20 protein-coding genes and 1 tRNA gene are annotated in these 17,159 nt (G+C 62.9%); 12 read left to right on the plus strand and 9 right to left on the minus strand.

Annotated features, from left to right (window positions below):
• Positions 1-49: 49 nt before the first annotated feature.
• The 5 genes from ACIQUG_RS26875 to ACIQUG_RS26895 all read right to left on the minus strand — a co-directional run bounded on the left by ACIQUG_RS26875 (position 50) and on the right by ACIQUG_RS26895 (position 3,477).
• Positions 50-1,711, minus strand: a complete 1,662-nt coding sequence (locus tag ACIQUG_RS26875; protein ID WP_402325240.1) for an AMP-binding protein — start codon at positions 1,709-1,711, stop codon at positions 50-52.
• A gap of 137 nt (positions 1,712-1,848) precedes the next feature.
• Positions 1,849-2,436: a TetR/AcrR family transcriptional regulator gene (locus ACIQUG_RS26880; protein ID WP_402325241.1), complete on the minus strand. Its 588-nt coding sequence runs from the start codon at positions 2,434-2,436 to the stop codon at positions 1,849-1,851.
• Positions 2,437-2,441: 5 nt separating this feature from the next.
• On the minus strand, positions 2,442-2,750 hold the full coding sequence (locus tag ACIQUG_RS26885; protein WP_402325243.1) for a DUF3817 domain-containing protein: 309 nt from the start codon (positions 2,748-2,750) through the stop codon (positions 2,442-2,444).
• Positions 2,751-2,758: 8 nt separating this feature from the next.
• On the minus strand, positions 2,759-3,202 hold the full coding sequence (locus ACIQUG_RS26890) for a CopD family protein (RefSeq protein WP_402325244.1): 444 nt from the start codon (positions 3,200-3,202) through the stop codon (positions 2,759-2,761).
• A gap of 190 nt (positions 3,203-3,392) precedes the next feature.
• Positions 3,393-3,477: transfer RNA gene (locus tag ACIQUG_RS26895), tRNA-Leu, on the minus strand.
• 212 nt (positions 3,478-3,689) lie between these two features.
• On the opposite strand from ACIQUG_RS26895, the gene ACIQUG_RS26900 reads away from it, so the two are divergent.
• The gene (locus ACIQUG_RS26900) at positions 3,690-4,202 is read left to right on the plus strand and encodes a disulfide bond formation protein B (RefSeq protein WP_043623028.1); all 513 of its coding nucleotides are present in this window, start codon (positions 3,690-3,692) and stop codon (positions 4,200-4,202) included.
• Between the two features lie 123 nt (positions 4,203-4,325).
• On the opposite strand, the gene ACIQUG_RS26905 is transcribed toward ACIQUG_RS26900, so the two are convergent.
• Positions 4,326-4,883: an HNH endonuclease gene (locus tag ACIQUG_RS26905; protein ID WP_043623031.1), complete on the minus strand. Its 558-nt coding sequence runs from the start codon at positions 4,881-4,883 to the stop codon at positions 4,326-4,328.
• Positions 4,884-4,990: 107 nt separating this feature from the next.
• On the minus strand, positions 4,991-5,638 hold the full coding sequence (locus ACIQUG_RS26910; protein WP_043623033.1) for a DNA-3-methyladenine glycosylase: 648 nt from the start codon (positions 5,636-5,638) through the stop codon (positions 4,991-4,993).
• A gap of 54 nt (positions 5,639-5,692) precedes the next feature.
• Here ACIQUG_RS26910 and gluQRS point away from each other — a divergent pair, with 54 nt between their 5' ends.
• Positions 5,693-6,574: a tRNA glutamyl-Q(34) synthetase GluQRS gene (gene gluQRS / locus ACIQUG_RS26915; protein ID WP_402325246.1), complete on the plus strand. Its 882-nt coding sequence runs from the start codon at positions 5,693-5,695 to the stop codon at positions 6,572-6,574.
• On the opposite strand, the gene ACIQUG_RS26920 is transcribed toward gluQRS, so the two are convergent.
• A complete protein-coding gene (locus ACIQUG_RS26920) occupies positions 6,563-7,471 on the minus strand; it encodes a YihY/virulence factor BrkB family protein (protein WP_043623038.1) in 909 nt (302 codons plus the stop codon). The genes gluQRS and ACIQUG_RS26920 overlap by 12 nt on opposite strands.
• Before the next feature lie 174 nt (positions 7,472-7,645).
• Between ACIQUG_RS26920 and ACIQUG_RS26925 the strand changes: the two genes are divergently transcribed.
• The 7 genes from ACIQUG_RS26925 to ACIQUG_RS26955 all read left to right on the plus strand — a co-directional run bounded on the left by ACIQUG_RS26925 (position 7,646) and on the right by ACIQUG_RS26955 (position 13,238).
• Positions 7,646-8,479 carry an SDR family oxidoreductase gene (locus ACIQUG_RS26925; protein ID WP_402325247.1) on the plus strand — a complete coding sequence of 278 codons (834 nt, stop codon included), beginning with the start codon at positions 7,646-7,648 and terminating at the stop codon, positions 8,477-8,479.
• 25 nt (positions 8,480-8,504) lie between these two features.
• Entirely contained in the window at positions 8,505-8,708 is a 204-nt protein-coding gene (locus ACIQUG_RS26930; protein WP_043623043.1) for a twin transmembrane helix small protein, read from the plus strand.
• A 66-nt stretch (positions 8,709-8,774) separates the two neighbouring features.
• Complete coding sequence (locus ACIQUG_RS26935) at positions 8,775-9,353, plus strand: cob(I)yrinic acid a,c-diamide adenosyltransferase (protein WP_402325248.1); 579 nt, start codon at positions 8,775-8,777, stop codon at positions 9,351-9,353.
• Between the two features lie 75 nt (positions 9,354-9,428).
• The gene (locus ACIQUG_RS26940) at positions 9,429-10,226 is read left to right on the plus strand and encodes a rhomboid family intramembrane serine protease (RefSeq protein WP_402325249.1); all 798 of its coding nucleotides are present in this window, start codon (positions 9,429-9,431) and stop codon (positions 10,224-10,226) included.
• Between the two features lie 285 nt (positions 10,227-10,511).
• Positions 10,512-11,261: an electron transfer flavoprotein subunit beta/FixA family protein gene (locus tag ACIQUG_RS26945; protein ID WP_043623052.1), complete on the plus strand. Its 750-nt coding sequence runs from the start codon at positions 10,512-10,514 to the stop codon at positions 11,259-11,261.
• Positions 11,262-11,284: 23 nt separating this feature from the next.
• Entirely contained in the window at positions 11,285-12,214 is a 930-nt protein-coding gene (locus ACIQUG_RS26950) for an electron transfer flavoprotein subunit alpha/FixB family protein (protein WP_043623055.1), read from the plus strand.
• A 151-nt stretch (positions 12,215-12,365) separates the two neighbouring features.
• Positions 12,366-13,238 carry a 3-hydroxybutyryl-CoA dehydrogenase gene (locus tag ACIQUG_RS26955; protein ID WP_034806743.1) on the plus strand — a complete coding sequence of 291 codons (873 nt, stop codon included), beginning with the start codon at positions 12,366-12,368 and terminating at the stop codon, positions 13,236-13,238.
• Between the two features lie 70 nt (positions 13,239-13,308).
• Here ACIQUG_RS26955 and ACIQUG_RS26960 read toward each other — a convergent pair whose 3' ends face one another.
• Positions 13,309-13,980, minus strand: a complete 672-nt coding sequence (locus tag ACIQUG_RS26960) for a thiol:disulfide interchange protein TlpA (RefSeq protein ID WP_205237918.1) — start codon at positions 13,978-13,980, stop codon at positions 13,309-13,311.
• 26 nt (positions 13,981-14,006) lie between these two features.
• Between ACIQUG_RS26960 and argH the strand changes: the two genes are divergently transcribed.
• The 3 genes from argH to lysA all read left to right on the plus strand — a co-directional run bounded on the left by argH (position 14,007) and on the right by lysA (position 17,069).
• The gene (argH, locus tag ACIQUG_RS26965) at positions 14,007-15,410 is read left to right on the plus strand and encodes an argininosuccinate lyase (protein WP_402325251.1); all 1,404 of its coding nucleotides are present in this window, start codon (positions 14,007-14,009) and stop codon (positions 15,408-15,410) included.
• Between the two features lie 117 nt (positions 15,411-15,527).
• Positions 15,528-15,722 (plus strand): lipoprotein, encoded by a 195-nt coding sequence (locus ACIQUG_RS26970; protein WP_402325252.1) that lies wholly within the window; start codon positions 15,528-15,530, stop codon positions 15,720-15,722.
• Between the two features lie 78 nt (positions 15,723-15,800).
• Positions 15,801-17,069, plus strand: a complete 1,269-nt coding sequence (gene lysA / locus ACIQUG_RS26975; RefSeq protein WP_402325254.1) for a diaminopimelate decarboxylase — start codon at positions 15,801-15,803, stop codon at positions 17,067-17,069.
• Positions 17,070-17,159 lie beyond the last annotated feature (90 nt).

The raw sequence follows: 17,159 nt of genomic DNA on the forward strand, positions 1-17,159 counted from the left end.
CGTTTTCCCGCTCCAGCCTATCGCGATCGATCGCGCAACGGCCGCGGGACTACGAGGCTTCGGAAATCTCGATCGCCTCGTGCACTTCCGCAGCCGCCTGCTCGCGCAGGAACCGCCTGATCACCTTGCCCGAAGTTGTCAGCGGCAGGCTGTCGACGAAGGCAATCTCGCGCGGATATTCGTGCATCGAAAGCCGGGTCTTCACCCATTCGCGGATGGAGGTCGCCACGCGCGCATCGCCAACGACGCCCGGCCGCAATACGACATAGGCCTTGACGATCTCGGTGCGCACCGGATCGGGCTTGCCGACCGCGGCGGCAAGCTGCACGTCCGGGTGACCGGCCAGGCAATCCTCGATCTCGCCCGGGCCGATGCGATAGCCCGACGAGGTGATGACATCGTCGTCACGCCCGAAGAAGGTGAAATAGCCCTCGTCGTCCATCACGCCCTGATCGCCTGTCGTCATCCAGTCGCCGATGAACTTCTTGCTCGTCGCCGCCTCATTCCCCCAATAGCCGAGGAACATCACCGGGTCCGGCCGTTTCACCGCCACCTGTCCGACGCTGCCGGCCGGCAGTTCGCGGCCCTCGCCGTCGATGATCGCCACCCGGTGACCGGGGGCGGCCTTGCCCATCGATCCCGGCTTGACGACGCCGAGATCGGCAGCCGACGAAATGACGATGTTGCACTCGGTCTGGCCGTAGAACTCGCTGACTTCGAGGCCGAGCGCGGCCTTTGCCCACTCATAGGTTTCGCGACCAAGGGATTCACCGGCCGAGCCGATGGTTCGGAGATTAAGCCTGTAGCGCTCGCGCGGGTTTTCGACCGCCTTCATCAGCCGAAGCGCCGTCGGCGGAATGAAGGCGTTGCGCACGTCCATTTCTTCCAGGATGCGAAACGCCGTATGCGGGTCGAATTTTTGGGCCGGCGACGACACGACCGGCACGCCATGCAGCAGCGACGGCAACAGCGCGTTGAGCAATCCGCCCGCCCAGGCCCAGTCGGCCGGCGTCCACATCCGGTCACCCGGCTGCGGCAGGAAATGATGGTGAAACTCGAAGCCGGGCAGATGGCCGAGCAGCACCCTGTGCCCGTGCAGCGCCCCCTTGGGCGGTCCTGTCGTGCCTGACGTGTAGATCATCAAGGCCGGGTCGTCCGGGCCGGTATCGGCCGCAACAAAGCCCGAAGGATCTCGCGACGCCAAGTCCGAGAAGGCAATCGTGCCAGCCTGCGGCTGATCGCCCGCCAGCACCACAAGCCGCAAATCAGGCAGCCGCTCACGGATCGCCGCGATGCGTTCATAACCGAAGCCGTTGGTGACGACAGCCGCCACGCCGGCATCGCGCAGCCGGTACTCGAGCGCCTCGACGCCGAAGAGCAGCGCCAGCGGCAGAGCGATGGCACCGTGCTTGTAGATCGCCGCGTGGGCGATCGCCGTTTCGAACCCCTGCGGCAGCAGGATCGCGACCCGCTCGCCGGGCACGATACCCTCCCCCGCAAGCCCCTTGGCGAAGGCCGAGGATTGCCGCGCGAATGCACCATAGGTGAGCGATCGATGCGCACCGCCGGGATCAAAATGCTGGAGACAGACCCGCTCGGGCGCTCGCGCAGCCCAGGCGTCGCTGACGGCAACGCCGATATTGAACTTTTCCGGGATCTGCCAGCGGAAGGCGCGGTAGAGTTCGTCGTAGGTCTCTATTCTCGGTAACATGACGCTGCCATGACAGTTTTCTTGCTGCAGCGCACCTAACACCTTCGCAAGCGACAGTTCAATGACTGCGACGACATGGCTGCGTGAGCGTGCGCCACACTGGTCATCGCTTCAGCGCCGAACACCGCCCTTGCGTTTCAAGTCGGCGGCGCTTCGGCGAGAAGAGCGCGGATATGGCCGAGAACGTGACGAAAGCCGCCAATCCCGCCACCGCCTCGGGACAGAAACACCGCCCCCTGCCAGGCCGCCACGACAATGGCGGCCCGTGCGACCGCCTGCGCCGGCGCCCAGCCCATCTCCTCCAGATTGCGCGCAAGCAGCCTTTCCATATCCTTGAGAACACCGGTCGCAAGGTCCCGCATCGCCGCCGTCGTCGCCAGGGGATCGATCATCGTCTGTCCAACCGGACAACCGATGATCTCCCCTTGTCCGGCATAGAAGGTCTCGATCCGGAAAAACACCCGCTCGATCCGCTGCGACGGCGAGAGCTCCGGGTCTTCGAAGATCGGCAAAGTCTCGGTGCGGAAATGCATCACCACCTGTTCGAACAGCGCTTCGAACAGGGCGGCCTTGTTTGGAAAGTGGTGGGTGATCTTGCCGAGCGAGACGCCAAGGGCAGCCGTGATCTCCGAAAACGAGGACGCCGCATAGCCACGAACGAAAACCAGCCGTCCAGCGGCCTCAAGGATTTCCTCCCGTGTCCGAAGTCCCTTGTCGTAGCCCACGCCCCCTATCTCCCGGAGACAGCCGCGCGTCGGAAGAACCAGAAGGTCCCGCCCGGCAGGAAGCTGAACAGCATCGCCTTGATCGCCCAGCCGCGTGGCTGATCACGCAGCGCCAGTTCATTGATGACGGCCCAGACGTAGATGAGGAAAGCCATGCCATGCAACGGGCCGAGCCAGCGTGTGACCTCGGCAAAGCCGAAGCCGTGCTTCAGCGGCACCCCGACGCAAACGAGCAGGAGCAAAGTCGTTCCCTCGGCGACCGCCGCAAAGCGCAGCAGGCGGGAGACAGGATTTCGGGTTTCGGGCTCGGACATGGTCAGGCTCACTTGATGATGGCGATGGAAATGATGGTGACGGTCAGTGCCAGGCCGGCAGCTTGCAGCATGCGAATGCGACCGGCCGACACCCGCCTGTCTGCGCGGCGAAGGGAAGACATCGTTGCGGCGATCGCGCCGTGCAGGCCTGTCATCGCCAGGACGCAGGCAAGCTTGACTTGGAACCAGGGCTCGCCGAGCAGCTCCGGCCCCCGCAGGAAAAACAGGGTGGCGCCCAACAAAAGCGTCGCGAGCATCGCCGGATTGATCACGACGCGCAGGCCACGCTGCCCGATCACGCCCAAGGCTTCGGCACCGCCGCCTTTGGCAAGCGCCTGCCGTTGGCTGGCAAGCTGCGCGACGAGAAGGGCTTGCCCGCCAAGCCAGATGACAACCGAAACGACATGCGCGGCCTTTATCCAGAGATAGTAGGGAAAGAGCAGATCCATCATCGGCACACCCAAAACAAAAAGATCATTCTGTTTGTTGCCGAAATGGGTTCAAGAGTCACTGCGACAAATCGGCAGCAGAGCGCGCCGTGCAACGACGTCGGCGAACATGAAACATCTCAATGCCGCACAGTCCGTCGAAACGGACGTCGTTGCCTTGATGCAAGAGAATGTTGGATGGGTTGCAGTCTGGTGGTGCCCCATGCCGGGGTCGAACCAGCACTCCTTTCGGAACTCGATTTTGAGTCGAGCGCGTCTACCAATTCCGCCAATGGGGCTCAGGGAAGTGCGATATCAGCGGCTCGGATTTACACGAAGGATTTCGCCGTGGTCAACCATCATTTTCAGGATGCATGACCAACAATCACGAAAGCGTGCGGGCCGGTCGCGGCCGCTACGATTTACAGCGCGTACGATCCTGCCTAAGAAGGCGCCATCCAGTTTGCACTGCGGCATGCGTCGGTTTCGAGCTGCCGCCCGCGAGGTATAGATGATCGACGCCGCCACCCAATCCCGCCAGCATTTGCTGATCGCCGTTATCGTAACGCTCGGCATGGCGGCGACAGTCGGCGGGGCGCTCGGCTTCGAGCATGTCGGCGGCTATATCCCCTGCGCGCTCTGCCTGTTGCAGCGCGATCCCTACTACTACGGCATCCCGGTCGGCGTTCTGGCAATCGCCACGAGCGTGTTCAAGCTGCCGGCGTGGACGACACGCACGCTGCTTCTCATCGTCGGCATCCTGATGCTGGTCGGCGCCGGTATGGGCGTCTACCATTCGGGCGCGGAATGGGGCTTCTGGGAAGGGCCGTCCACCTGCGCCACGACCGCGCAAGGGATTTCGTCCAATGTCGGCGACCTGCTCGGCGACCTCGATTCCAAGCATGGCCCGTCCTGCACCGAAGCCTCCTTGCGGGTGCTTGGGCTCTCCTTTGCCGGATGGAACGTGATCGCCAGCCTCATCCTTGCAGCGATCGCCCTGCGCGGTGCGGCAAAGGCGCGCTGATCCAGATCGCTCTTGGGGAACAGGCACGACGTCGCGTGACCGCCCCGACAAGGTTTCGCGAGCGCACGCACCTCTGCTGATCCCGCTTTTGCGGCCTGATCCGGCAAGAAGGCACGAACAGCGTCAGGGCTGCAGTTCGACGTCCCAGTAGAGATAGTCCATCCAGCTTTCATGCAGATGGTTCGGCGGGAAGAGCCGGCCGTTGTTGTGCAGATCCTGAACCGTCGGCTGATAGGGCCGCTGGTGCGGGAACATGCCGGCCTGCTTCGGCAGCTTGCTGCCCTTGCGCAGATTGCAGGGCGAGCAGGCTGCGACGACATTGTCCCACGTCGTCTGGCCGCCGTGAGCGCGGGGCACCACGTGATCGAAGGTGAGATCGTCGGGCGAACCGCAATACTGGCATTCGAATTTATCGCGCAGGAACACGTTGAACCGGGTGAAGGCCGGGTGGCGTGAGGGCTGCACGTAGCTCTTGAGGCAAACAACGCTCGGCAGTCGCATCGAGAAGCTCGGAGACGACACCGAATGTTCGTACTCGGCAAGGATATTTACACGGTCAAGGAAGACGGCCTTGATCGCGTCCTGCCAGGACCAAAGCGACAAGGGGTAGTAACTCAGCGGCCTATAGTCAGCGTTCAAGACGAGCGCCGGCAAGGCCTGTGGTGAGACTGCAATCGTCAAGCGTATTCTCCTGATCGATTCGGCATCTGCACCTTCTATATTAGGCCCGATGCAACAGGATTGTGAAGCCGGAAACAAAAATGCGTGCCCTGGATTCGCTTTTTCCTTCAAGGTGTCACAGGAACAGCATCACGACGCATTTCCTGTGAATAATAGGCCCAGAAGAGACGTGCGGCGACGCTGCGCCAGGGCGACCAGGAAGCGGCGAGCGAATCAATTTCGCGTGCGCTCGGGCGCAGTTCGAGGCCCAGTCCGTGGCCGATCGCGTTTTGCAGCGCGACGTCGCCGGAGGGAAAGACATCCGGATGGCCGGCGCAGAAGAGCAGATAGACTTCAGCCGTCCAGCGCCCCACCCCCTTGATCGCCGTCAACTCCCGGATCGCCTCCGATCCGTCGATATTGCAGATCGCGTCGAGATCGATCTGACCACCGACGACCACCTCGGCCACGCGCCTCAGCGCCTCGGCCTTCGCCCGCGACAGCCCGATCGCCCGGCAATCCTCGTCGCTCAGCGAATTGACGCCTGCCGCGGTGACCTCGCCGAGTTTCTCTTCCATGCGCCGCCAGATCGCAGCCGCACTTGCCTTCGAGACCATTTGCGACACGATGATGCTGGCAAGGCCGCGATAGCCGGGATCCGTGCGGCGGAGCGGCACCGGGCCGGCTCTCGCAACGACGTGCCCGAGGCGCGCATCGAGCATCACCAGGCCTGACAGGCCGGCCTCGATATCCTCATGTGTCCGGATGATCCGCATGACGCCTCCACAAAGCGGATGATTTTTATACCCCTTCCATGGCAAAGGGAAACGATGCCTGACACGCCACCCGTTTTCCGCTTTGCCCCGAGCCCCAATGGACTGCTCCATCTCGGCCACGCGCTTTCCGCGGTGCTGAACCATGACTTGGCGAAGGCCGCAAACGGCCGTTTCCTGCTGCGCATCGAGGACATCGACCAGACCCGCTGCCGCCCGGAATTCGAGGCGGCGATCTACGAAGACCTTGCCTGGCTCGGCCTCGACTGGGAGCGCCCGGTGCGCCGGCAGTCGGAACATCTCGACGCCTATGCTTCGGCGCTTCAGCGGCTGGACATGCTCGGCGTCATCTACCCGTCCGTCATGACCCGCGGCGAGATCAAGGCGGCCGTTGCCGAAGCGGAAGCCGGTGGCCAGGCCTGGCCGCGCGATCCGGACGGCAGCCCGCTCTATCCCGGCCGCGAGCGCGAATTGCCCCCAGCCGAGCGCGCGACCCTGACCGCGAGCGGCAAGGCCTATGCCTGGCGGCTGGACATGCGGAAGGCGGTCGCACTTTTAGGAGAAGGTCACCTGACCTGGGCCGAGAGCGGCCATGGTCCCGAGGGCGAGACGGGCACCATCATCGCCGACCCCGCTGCCTGGGGCGACGTGATCCTGTCGCGCTCCGATGCGCCGTCGAGCTACCATCTCTCCGTCGTCGTCGACGACGCGCTGCAGGGCATCACCCCTGTGGTGCGCGGCCGCGACCTCTATTACGCGACATCCGTTCATCGGCTGCTGCAGCGGCTTCTCGATCTTCCGGAGCCTCTCTATCACCATCATCGGCTGCTCCTTGGCCCGGACGGGCGCAAGCTGTCGAAGAGCAACCAGGATACCGGCATCGCAGCCTTCCGTGCTGCCGGCCGCACGCCTGAGGAAGTTCGTGCGCTAATCGGCTAGGTCCTGCTCCTCGCGAGCCGTGTCCCCACCATTGCGCAGCTGGAAGCTGCGCCGCACCATGCGCTTGACCCTGTATTTGAGGATCGCGGCATTGATCTCGGCGCCGATGATGAAGATCGCCGCGATCATGTAGAGAAACACCAGCACGATCATGATCGACGCCAGACCCGCATAGGTCGAGACATAGGTGGCGAAGGTCGCGAGGTAGGAAGCAAAGGCATAGGCGCCGATCGTCCAGCAGACGAGCGTCAGCACGATGCCCGGCAGCACGTCGATCACCTTGCGGTGGCCGTCCGGCAGCCAGAGATGCGACACCAGCAGACCGGTGGTCAGCACGACGAGTGCGAGCGGCAGGCTCCAATTGTCGACGGTCGCAAGCACATCAGCAAGCCAGGGGAGCCACTGCCCGGCATACCGCACCGCCAAGGGTACGGCGACGAGCAGGATGCTGAGTGCGGCGAGGATCAGGACGCCGGCCAGCACGAAGCCCAGGCTCGCAAGCCGGGTGACGTACCAGTAGCGGCTCTCGGTGACGCGATAGGCGCGGTTGAGCGAGACGCGCAGCGCCTCGACGCCGTTGGAGGCGAAATAGGCGGCGGCCAGCACCGAAACGGTCAAGAGCCCGCCGCGCGGGATCGTCAGCACCCGCACGATCTCGTCGGCGATGGGCTTGGCGATCGATTCCGGCCATGCGTCGAAAATCAGGTGTACCGCCGTTTCGGCAAACTGGTCGGCACCGAGAAAGCTGCCGAGCGCGGTGCCGAAGATCAAGAAAGGAAAGACCGCGAGCAGCGAGGACAGCGCCACGTGGCTCGCCATCGCCCAACCGTCATCGAGGCTGAAATGCCAGAGCGCATCGAAAACGACTTTCCAGGTGATGCGTATGAATGCTGGCATTCCATTCCAATCCTAAAACCCGCCAGACACCGGCGGTCCGCTCACATAGGTATCGCCCGGGCCCGGCACAATTCCTGATGTCGCAACGCAGGCTGGTTCCAGTCCGCGCAATTCAATTGTATCCCGCCGATGAATATGGGAAACCGAGGCAGGATTTCTACAGGATTCGACCGGATGACGGATCGCCCCACAATCATTGTCACCGGATGTTCGTCCGGCATCGGCGCCTATTGCGCCCGTGCGCTTCACGCCGATGGCTGGCGGGTCTTCGCCACCGTGCGCCGGGAAGAGGACCGGCAATCGCTTGAAAGCGAGGGCATCGAGACCTTCCTGATGGACTACACCAAGCCGGAGAGCATCGCGGCTTTCGCCGATACGGTGCTGGCGCTTTCCAGTGGGCGCGTCGACGCGCTCTTCAACAACGGCGCCTATGGCCAGGCGGGTGCGGTCGAGGATCTGCCGACAGAGGCGCTGAGGCTTCAGCTAGAGACCAACGTCATTGGCTGGCACGACCTGACGCGACGGGTGATCCCGGCGATGCGGGCGCGCGGAAGCGGCCGCATCGTGCAGTGCTCCTCCATTCTCGGCATCGTGCCCTATCGCTGGCGCGGCGCCTACAACGCCTCCAAGTTTGCGATCGAGGGCCTGTCGCTGACCCTCAAGATGGAACTGGCCGGCAGCGGTATCGAGGTAAGCCTGATCGAGCCCGGGCCGATCACCTCGAAATTCACCGCCAATGCCGTCACCTATATCGAGCGCTTCATCGACCTCAAGAATTCGGTGCATCGCGTCGAATACGAACGGCAGATGCGACGCTTGAAAGGCGAGAGCAAACCCGCAGCCGGAAAGCTTGGCCCGGAGGCGGTTTATGCGGTTTTGAAGCACGCGCTGACAGCAAAGAAACCGAAACCGCACTATATTGTAACAAGGCCCGCCAGACAGGGCGCGCTTCTGAAGAAGCTTCTGCCGGCGGCACTGTTTTATCGCATCATCGGCCGACTTGGCTGAAGCAAGAATTGCAAGGAAGAGTTCGATGTCCAGCTTCTTTACCGGCCTGACCCTGTTCGTCATGGGCCTGGTCGTGATCGTCTTGATCCGCGGCCTTGTAAACATGGCAAAGGGCGGCAGCGGCAACACGTCCAACAAGCTGATGCAGGCGCGCGTTCTGCTGCAGGCGATCGCGATCGCCCTGATCATGCTCACGCTCTGGATCACCGGCGGCGGCCGCCCGACCTGACGCAAACTTGAACGGACTGCCGTTTCAAACCGTTCCTGAAATTGCGCGAGAGGACTGCGTCCACCCATGGTGAAGCTCAACAAGATCTATACCCGGACGGGTGACAACGGCACCACCGGGCTCGTCTCCGGGCCGCGCCGCCTGAAAAGCGACCTGCGTGTCGATGCCTATGGCGCGGTGGACGAAACCAACGCCTTTGTCGGCCTGGCGCGGCAGCATACGGCCGGCAACGTCGATCTCGATGCCGCGCTGATGCGGATCCAGAACGATCTCTTCGATCTCGGCGCGGATCTCGCGACACCCGACACCGGCGAGCCGCCGCAATACGAACCGCTGCGCATCGTCGCAGCACAGGTGACCTGGCTCGAAACCGAGATCGACCGGCTGAATGCCGAGCTCGATCCCTTGCGCTCCTTCGTGCTACCGGCCGGCAACCCGGCCTCTGCAGCCCTCCATGTCGCCCGCACGGTCGCACGCCGTGCGGAACGCCAGGTGGTGGCCCTTGCCCAGATCGAAGGCGAAATCGTCAGCACGGAAGCCATCGCCTATATCAACCGCCTGTCGGATTTCCTGTTCGTCGCGGCGCGCTTTGCAAATGACAAAGGTCAAGCCGACGTTCTTTGGATTCCCGGGAAAAACAGATAACGTCCGCTTGCGCATCGTCGCCCGATCGAGATTCGGCGGGAGAAACGGGCCGTAACCTGTGATTCGGGAGACCGCATGTTCATACCGCTTCACGATACGAACACCCTGAAGCACATCAAGGTCCAGTACGTCACGATCAGCCTGATCGTGATCAACGTCGTCGTCTGGCTGATCACCGGTCCGATTGCCTCCGAGCAATTCGCCAACGCAGCACTGCTCGGCTTCGGCTATATCCCGGCGCTCATCTTCGACTACGCCCAGCTTGATCCCTCGCTGGTCGTCGTCCCCGACGGCTTCACCTTCGTCACCTATTCCTTCCTGCACGGCGACTTCATGCATCTCGCCATGAACATGCTGTTCCTCTGGGTGTTCGGCGACAATGTCGAGGATGCACTCGGGCACTTCCGCTACCTCGTCTTCTACCTACTCTGCGCCGCTGCAGGCGCACTGGCGCATGGGCTGCTCGACCCGGCCTCCGAGGCCCCGCTGATCGGAGCATCGGGGGCGATCTCCGGCATTGTCGCCGCCTATTTCCTCTTGCACCCGAAGGTGCGCGTCTGGGTGCTGGTGTTTTTCCGCATCCCGCTGCCGCTGCCCGCCGTCATCCCGCTCGCCTTCTGGATCGGCCAGCAGTTCTTCATGCTGGTCGTCGATCCCGGCAGTGGCGTTTCCTGGAGCGCCCATGTCGGCGGTATCATCGCGGGGCTGGTTCTGGTGGTCATTTTGCGACGCCGCGATGTGCCGCTGTTCGACCGCACGATCGTCACCCCCCGCGCCGTCCGGCACAAGGCCGAACCGGTCACCGCAAGCCAACAGCCCTCGCCAGATGCGACAAGACCGCCCGTTCCCTGGGGACGCCAGACCGGATCCTGACACCGGCAATCGCCAGCCTTCAACGAGGATGATCCATTATTTCAATGGCTTGCCTGGACGCTGCCCGACCCTCCCGGGACAGGGCTGCATCAGGCCTCGAGCCACTTGCCATCGACTATTCTTACGTGTACGTAAACGTAATTCCAATTCTCGGGATTATATCGATTTAGCGTCATGCACAGCGATTGTAATTGGAGAAAAAACGCGTATCGATGTCGCCAACCGACAATCAGGCGGCTCCGTTAAGGCGCATTTTCCTGCGAAAGCTCTTGGAGGGAAGAATCCATGAAAATACTTGTGACGGTGAAGCGGGTCGTTGACTACAACGTCAAGATCCGCGTGAAGGCAGACGGTTCGGGCGTCGAACTTGCGAACGTGAAGATGTCGATGAACCCCTTCGACGAAATCTCGGTCGAAGAAGCGCTGCGGCTGAAGGAAGCCGGCAAGGCTGAGGAAGTCGTCGTCGTATCCGTCGGTCCGGCCAAGGCCGAAGAGACGCTGCGCACAGCACTCGCCATGGGCGCCGACCGCGCCATCCTGGTTGAGACCGAAGACCAGGTCGAACCGCTCGCCGTTGCCAAGATCGTCAAGGGCGTTGCAGACGCCGAACAGCCGGGCCTGATCATCGTCGGCAAGCAGGCGATTGATGATGACAGCAACCAGACCGGCCAGATGCTGTCGGCGCTGCTCGGCTGGGCACAGGGCACCTTTGCCTCCAAGGTCGAGATCGGCGACGGCAAGGCGACCGTGACGCGCGAAGTCGACGGCGGTCTGCAGACCATCGACATCAAGCTGCCGGCGGTCGTCACCACCGACCTGCGTTTGAACGAGCCGCGCTACGCATCGCTGCCGAACATCATGAAGGCGAAGAAGAAGCCGCTCGACAAGAAGTCGCCGGCCGACTTCGGCGTCGACACGTCAGCCCGCCTCAAGGTGCTGAAGACCGAGGAGCCATCGGGCCGCAAGGCTGGCATCAAGGTCAAGTCGGTCGCCGAGCTCGTCGAAAAGCTCAAGACCGAAGCCGGCGTACTTTAAGTTCAGGAAAGGGAGACATCATCATGGCCATTCTTCTTCTGGCTGACCACGACAGCAACCACCTTTCCGACCAGACCGCCAAGGCGCTGAGCGCTGCCTCGAAAATCGGCGGCGACGTGCACATTCTCGTTGCCGGCGCCGGCGCCAAGGCTGCGGCCGAACAGGCCTCCAAGCTTGCCGGCGTTGCCAAGGTGCTCGTCGCCGACGACGCGTCGCTTGCCAACAACCTGGCAGAGCCGCTGGCAGCGCTGATCGTTTCGCTCGCCGGCAACTACGACACGATCGTTGCGGCCGCGACCTCGGTCGGCAAGAACGTCATGCCGCGCGTCGCAGCGCTGCTCGACGTTTCCCAGGTCTCGGAAATCATCGAAGTTGTCTCTTCCGACACCTTCAAGCGCCCGATCTATGCCGGCAACGCCATCCAGACCGTGCAGACGACGGAAGCCAAGCGCGTCATCACCGTGCGCACCGCCTCGTTCGCGTCTGCCGCTGAAGGCGGTTCGGCTGCGATCGAGAGCGTTTCGGCTGCCGCCAACCCCGGCGTTTCCTCCTTCGTCGCCGACGCGCTGTCGTCGTCCGACCGTCCGGAACTGACCTCGGCGAAGATCATCATCTCCGGCGGCCGTGCGCTCGGCTCGTCCGAGAAGTTCCAGGAAGTCATTCTGCCGGTTGCCGACAAGCTCGGTGCTGCCGTCGGCGCTTCGCGCGCTGCTGTCGACGCCGGTTACGCGCCGAACGACTGGCAGGTCGGCCAGACCGGCAAGGTCGTCGCACCCGATCTCTACATCGCCTGCGGCATTTCCGGTGCCATCCAGCACCTCGCCGGCATGAAGGATTCGAAGGTCATCGTCGCGATCAACAAGGACGAAGAGGCACCGATCTTCCAGGTCGCAGACTACGGCCTGGTTGCCGATCTCTTCGACGCTCTGCCGGAGTTGCAGAAAGCGCTGTAAGCCCAAATCGATGCCACCCGCCGCACCCGTGAAAAGGGCTGGCAAAAGCGGGGACTTGGCATTAACAATCTACCGGGCCGGCCAAACCGGCCCGGTTTGCATGTCTGACGGCGGCCTCGCCGCCAAGCTTTGAAGATGGATGTTCGCTGCGATGATCAAGACGGTCGGAATTATTGGTGCCGGGCAAATGGGCTGTGGCATCGCACATGTTTCGGCAATCGCCGGATACAAGGTACAGATCTATGATCTGGCCGCCGAACGGATCGAAGCGGGCCTTGCCACCGTCAACGGCAACCTTGCCCGTCAGGTCTCCTCCGGCAAGATGACCGACGAGGCGCGCAAGGCGGCACTTGCCCTGATCAAGGGCTCTTCCGACATCAACGACCTGTCGCAGGCCGATCTGGTGATCGAAGCCGTCACCGAAGACGAGACGATCAAGCGCAAGATCTATGGCCAGGTTTGTCCGATCCTGAAGCCAGAAGCGATTCTCGCGACGAATACCTCGTCGCTGTCGATTACCCGCCTCGCCTCCGCCACCGATCGCCCCGAGCACTTCATGGGCATCCACTTCATGAACCCGGTTCCGGTGATGAAGCTGGTCGAGCTCGTGCGCGGCATCGCCACCGACGAGCAGACCTTCAAGACCGCCAAGGAATTCGTCGCGACGCTCGACAAGACCGTGACGGTCGCCGAAGACTTCCCGGCCTTCATCGTCAACCGCATCCTTTTGCCGATGATCAACGAGGCGATCTATACGCTCTACGAAGGCGTCGGCAGCGTCGAGGCGATCGACACCGCCATGAAGCTCGGCGCCAACCATCCTATGGGCCCGCTCCAGCTTGCCGACTTCATCGGCCTCGACACCTGCCTGTCGATTATGCAGGTGCTCTATGATGGACTGGCGGACTCGAAGTACCGCCCCTGCCCGCTGCTGGTAAAATATGTCGAAGCCGGCTGGCTCGGCCGCAAGTCCGGACGCGGCTTCTACGACTATCGCGGCGAAGTGCCTGTTCCCACCCGCTAATTCCGTCAGCATCTGACAAAGAAAAACCCGGCGATCCGCCGGGTTTTTCTTTGTCTGGATCCAGTCCCGTTCAGCTTCCCGCAGCCGGGGCAAGCGCAGCGCTGATCAGCGCCTTGGCATCGTCGCTGTCCCAGGCGGCGGGGCCGTTCATCGAGCCGATCAGGCAGCCCTTGTCGTCGAGCAGCAAGGTTGCCGGCAGGCCGAAAGCCAGGCCTTCCTTCTTCATGTTGTTGAACACGCCCATCGAAGCGTCGCGGTAATAGCCAAGCGCGTGCACGGCGGTCTCGTCGAGGAAAGCCTTCGGCTTCTCGTCGTCGCCGACATCGATATTGATCGCCACCACTTCGAACTTGTCGCTGCCGAGCGATTTCTGCAGGGCGTTCAAGGCCGGCATTTCTTCGCGGCAGGGAACGCACCAGGTGGCCCAGAGATTGACGAGCAGCGTCTTGCCGGCAAAGGCCGAGACATTGGTCGGCTTGCCGTCCGGGCCGTTGAAGTCGAGCGCGATCGGCCGCGGTGCCGACGCCGGCGACATCGCGGCGACCTGCCCCTTCATGAAGGGCGTCAGCGAGGCGACCTTGGCCGAGGTCAGCGGGCAGCTGGCTGCAGCCGTTTCGGCCGTCTCGCCATTGCCAGACCCGGTCTCCTTCACGTATACCGCTGCCGCACCGACGATCACGCCGAACAGGGCGGCGAGCGCGAACAGTTTCACGGCCGGGGGGGATTTCTTCTGGTCGGGCATTTCATTCTCCAAGGCGGGCATTCTTCATGGCTGACGGCAATTCCGAGACGAAATCCTCCAACCAGATGTGGGGCGGTCGCTTTGCCTCGGGTCCGGACGCGATCATGGAGGAAATAAATGCCTCGATCGGCTTCGACAAGAAGCTCTATGCCCAGGACATCCGCGGCTCAATAGCGCATGCGACGATGCTGGCGCATCAAGGCATCATTTCGGCTGAGGACAAAGACAAGATCGTTCACGGCCTGAACACGATCCTGTCAGAGATCGAAAGCGGTGCGTTCGAGTTTTCGCGCCGCCTCGAAGACATCCACATGAACATCGAAGCCCGGCTCGCGACCCTCATCGGTCCCGCCGCCGGCCGCCTGCACACCGCCCGCTCGCGCAACGACCAGGTGGCGCTCGACTTCCGCCTCTGGGTCAAGGAAGAGCTGCAGCGGACCGAGAAGGCGCTGACGGCGCTGATCGCCGCCTTCCTCGACCGCGCCGAGGAACATGCCGATACCGTCATGCCCGGCTTCACCCACCTACAGACCGCACAACCCGTTACCTTCGGCCACCATTGCATGGCCTATGTCGAGATGTTTGGCCGCGACCGCTCACGCGTGCGCCACGCCATCGAGCATATGGACGAAAGCCCGATCGGCGCCGCAGCCCTTGCCGGCACCGGCTTCCCGATCGACCGGCACATGACCGCCAAGGCGCTCGGCTTTGCCGGCCCGACCCGCAACTCGATCGACACGGTATCTGACCGCGACTTCGCGCTCGAATTCCTGTCGATGGCCTCGATCACTGCCACGCACCTGTCGCGCCTTGCCGAAGAGATCGTCATCTGGTCGACGCCGCAGTTCGGCTTCATCCGCCTGTCGGATGCGTTCTCGACCGGCTCCTCGATCATGCCGCAGAAAAAGAACCCGGACGCTGCCGAACTGGTGCGCGCCAAGACCGGCCGCATCAACGGCTCGTTGATCGCGCTGCTCACGGTCATGAAGGGCCTGCCGCTCGCCTATTCCAAGGACATGCAGGAAGACAAGGAACAGGTCTTCGACGCCGCCGAAAGCCTCGAACTGGCGATCGCCGCCATGACCGGCATGGTGCGTGACGTGACCATCCGCACCGACCGCATGAAGGCCGCCGCCGGCTCCGGCTATTCGACCGCGACCGACCTTGCCGACTGGCTGGTGCGTGAGGCGGGCCTCCCCTTCCGCGACGCCCACCATGTGACCGGCCGCGCCGTGGCGCTTGCCGAGCAGAAGGCCTGCGATCTCGCGGATCTTTCGCTTGCCGACCTGCAGTCGATCCATGCCGACATCACCGACAAGGTCTTCGATGTCCTGACGGTCGAAGCCTCGGTGGCCAGCCGTACCTCCTTTGGCGGCACCGCGCCGAACGAGGTCCGCAAGCAGATCGCCTGGTGGCGCGCCCGCAACTAAGGCATCCGCGCCAAGCCCGCTGCGGGCGGTTCCTCGCCCGCAGAAACAGGGTGCACAAGTGCCTGAAAAATCGGTAAGACATCGCACCTGCATCAGTTCCCGCGAAGGAAAATCACGATGACATTTTCGAAGGCGGCCCGGCTTGCGCTTCTACTCGCGATCCCAGGGCTCGTTCTTGTCGGTTGTGGACGCAAGGGCGATCTCGACCGCCCCGGCTCGACGGCGCCGCTCAATACCAAAGCGCCGGCCGGCACCGTGGAGCAGAAGGAAAAGGCGGACGATCGTCCTTTCCTGCTCGACCCCCTCCTCTAGTTCAATTGATATTGCGCAACTCCGGACGGACCACCACCTGAGGCGTCTCCCGGAATTGCTTTAAGCGAGCTGCCTGCCGTGAACCATTTTCAGTACCGCGACGGAATTCTCTACGCCGAAGACGTGCCGGTGACCGACATCACCCGCGCCGTCGGCACACCCTTCTACTGCTATTCGACCGCCACGCTCGAACGTCACTATACGGTCTTCTCCAAGGCCTTCTCGGACGTCGACGCCATGGTCTGCTACGCCATGAAGGCCAATTCCAACCAGGCAGTACTGAAGACGCTCGGCCGCCTCGGCGCCGGCGTCGACGTCGTCTCGGGCGGCGAGCTGCGCCGCGCGCTTGCAGCCGGCATCCCGGCAAGCCGCATCATGTTCTCCGGCGTCGGCAAGACGCCGCTGGAAATGGATCTGGCACTGGAAGCCGGCATCTACTGCTTCAACGTCGAGTCCGAGCCGGAACTCGAAGTGCTCAACCAGCGCGCGGTGCGCGCCGGCAAGCGCGCCCATGTCTCCTTCCGCATCAATCCGGATGTGGATGCCGGCACGCATGCGAAGATCTCGACCGGCAAGAAAGAAAACAAGTTCGGCATTTCGTGGGAGCGCGCCCGCGCCGTCTACGCCCATGCCGCAACCCTGCCCGGCATTCAGGTGACCGGCATCGACATGCATATCGGCAGCCAGATCACCGAGCTGCAGCCCTTCGACGCCGCTTTCAAGCTGCTGCGCGAACTGGTCGACACACTGCGTTCCGACGGCCATTCGATCGATCACGTCGACATCGGCGGCGGCCTCGGCATTCCCTACAAGGACGACAACAATCCGCCGCCGCTGCCGGACGCCTATGCGGAAATCGTCAAGAGCCAGCTGCAGTCGCTCGGTTGCAAGATCGTCACCGAGCCGGGCCGGCTGATCGTCGGCAATGCCGGCATTCTGGTGACAGAAGTCATCTATGTGAAGGACGGCGGCGACAAGACCTTCGTCATCGTCGACGGTGCGATGAACGATCTCATCCGCCCGACCCTCTATGAGGCCTATCACGAGATCCGCCCGGTCCGCATCTCCGCCGCCAACGCGCCGCGCATCCGCGCCGACGTCGTGGGCCCGGTCTGCGAAACCGGCGACTATCTGGCGCTCGACCGCGAGATGGCTATGCCGAAGCCCGGCGATCTCTTCGCCATCAGCTCGGCCGGTGCCTACGGCGCCGTGCAAGCCAGCACCTACAATTCCCGGCTGCTGATCCCCGAAGTTCTGGTCAAGGGCGACCGTTTCCACGTCATCCGTCCGCGCCAGGACTATGACGCGCTGATCGGTCTTGATTCGGTGCCGGACTGGCTCGACTGAGCCTTCCTGCCGCAGAAACGACAATCTGTGGATCGGCCGTGCAGACGATCACGATTGTGTTTGCGCCCTCGTCTTCGCCACAAACGATGG

Source organism: Ensifer sp. NPDC090286 (assembly GCF_044769565.1).
GTDB lineage: Bacteria > Pseudomonadota > Alphaproteobacteria > Rhizobiales > Rhizobiaceae > Ensifer.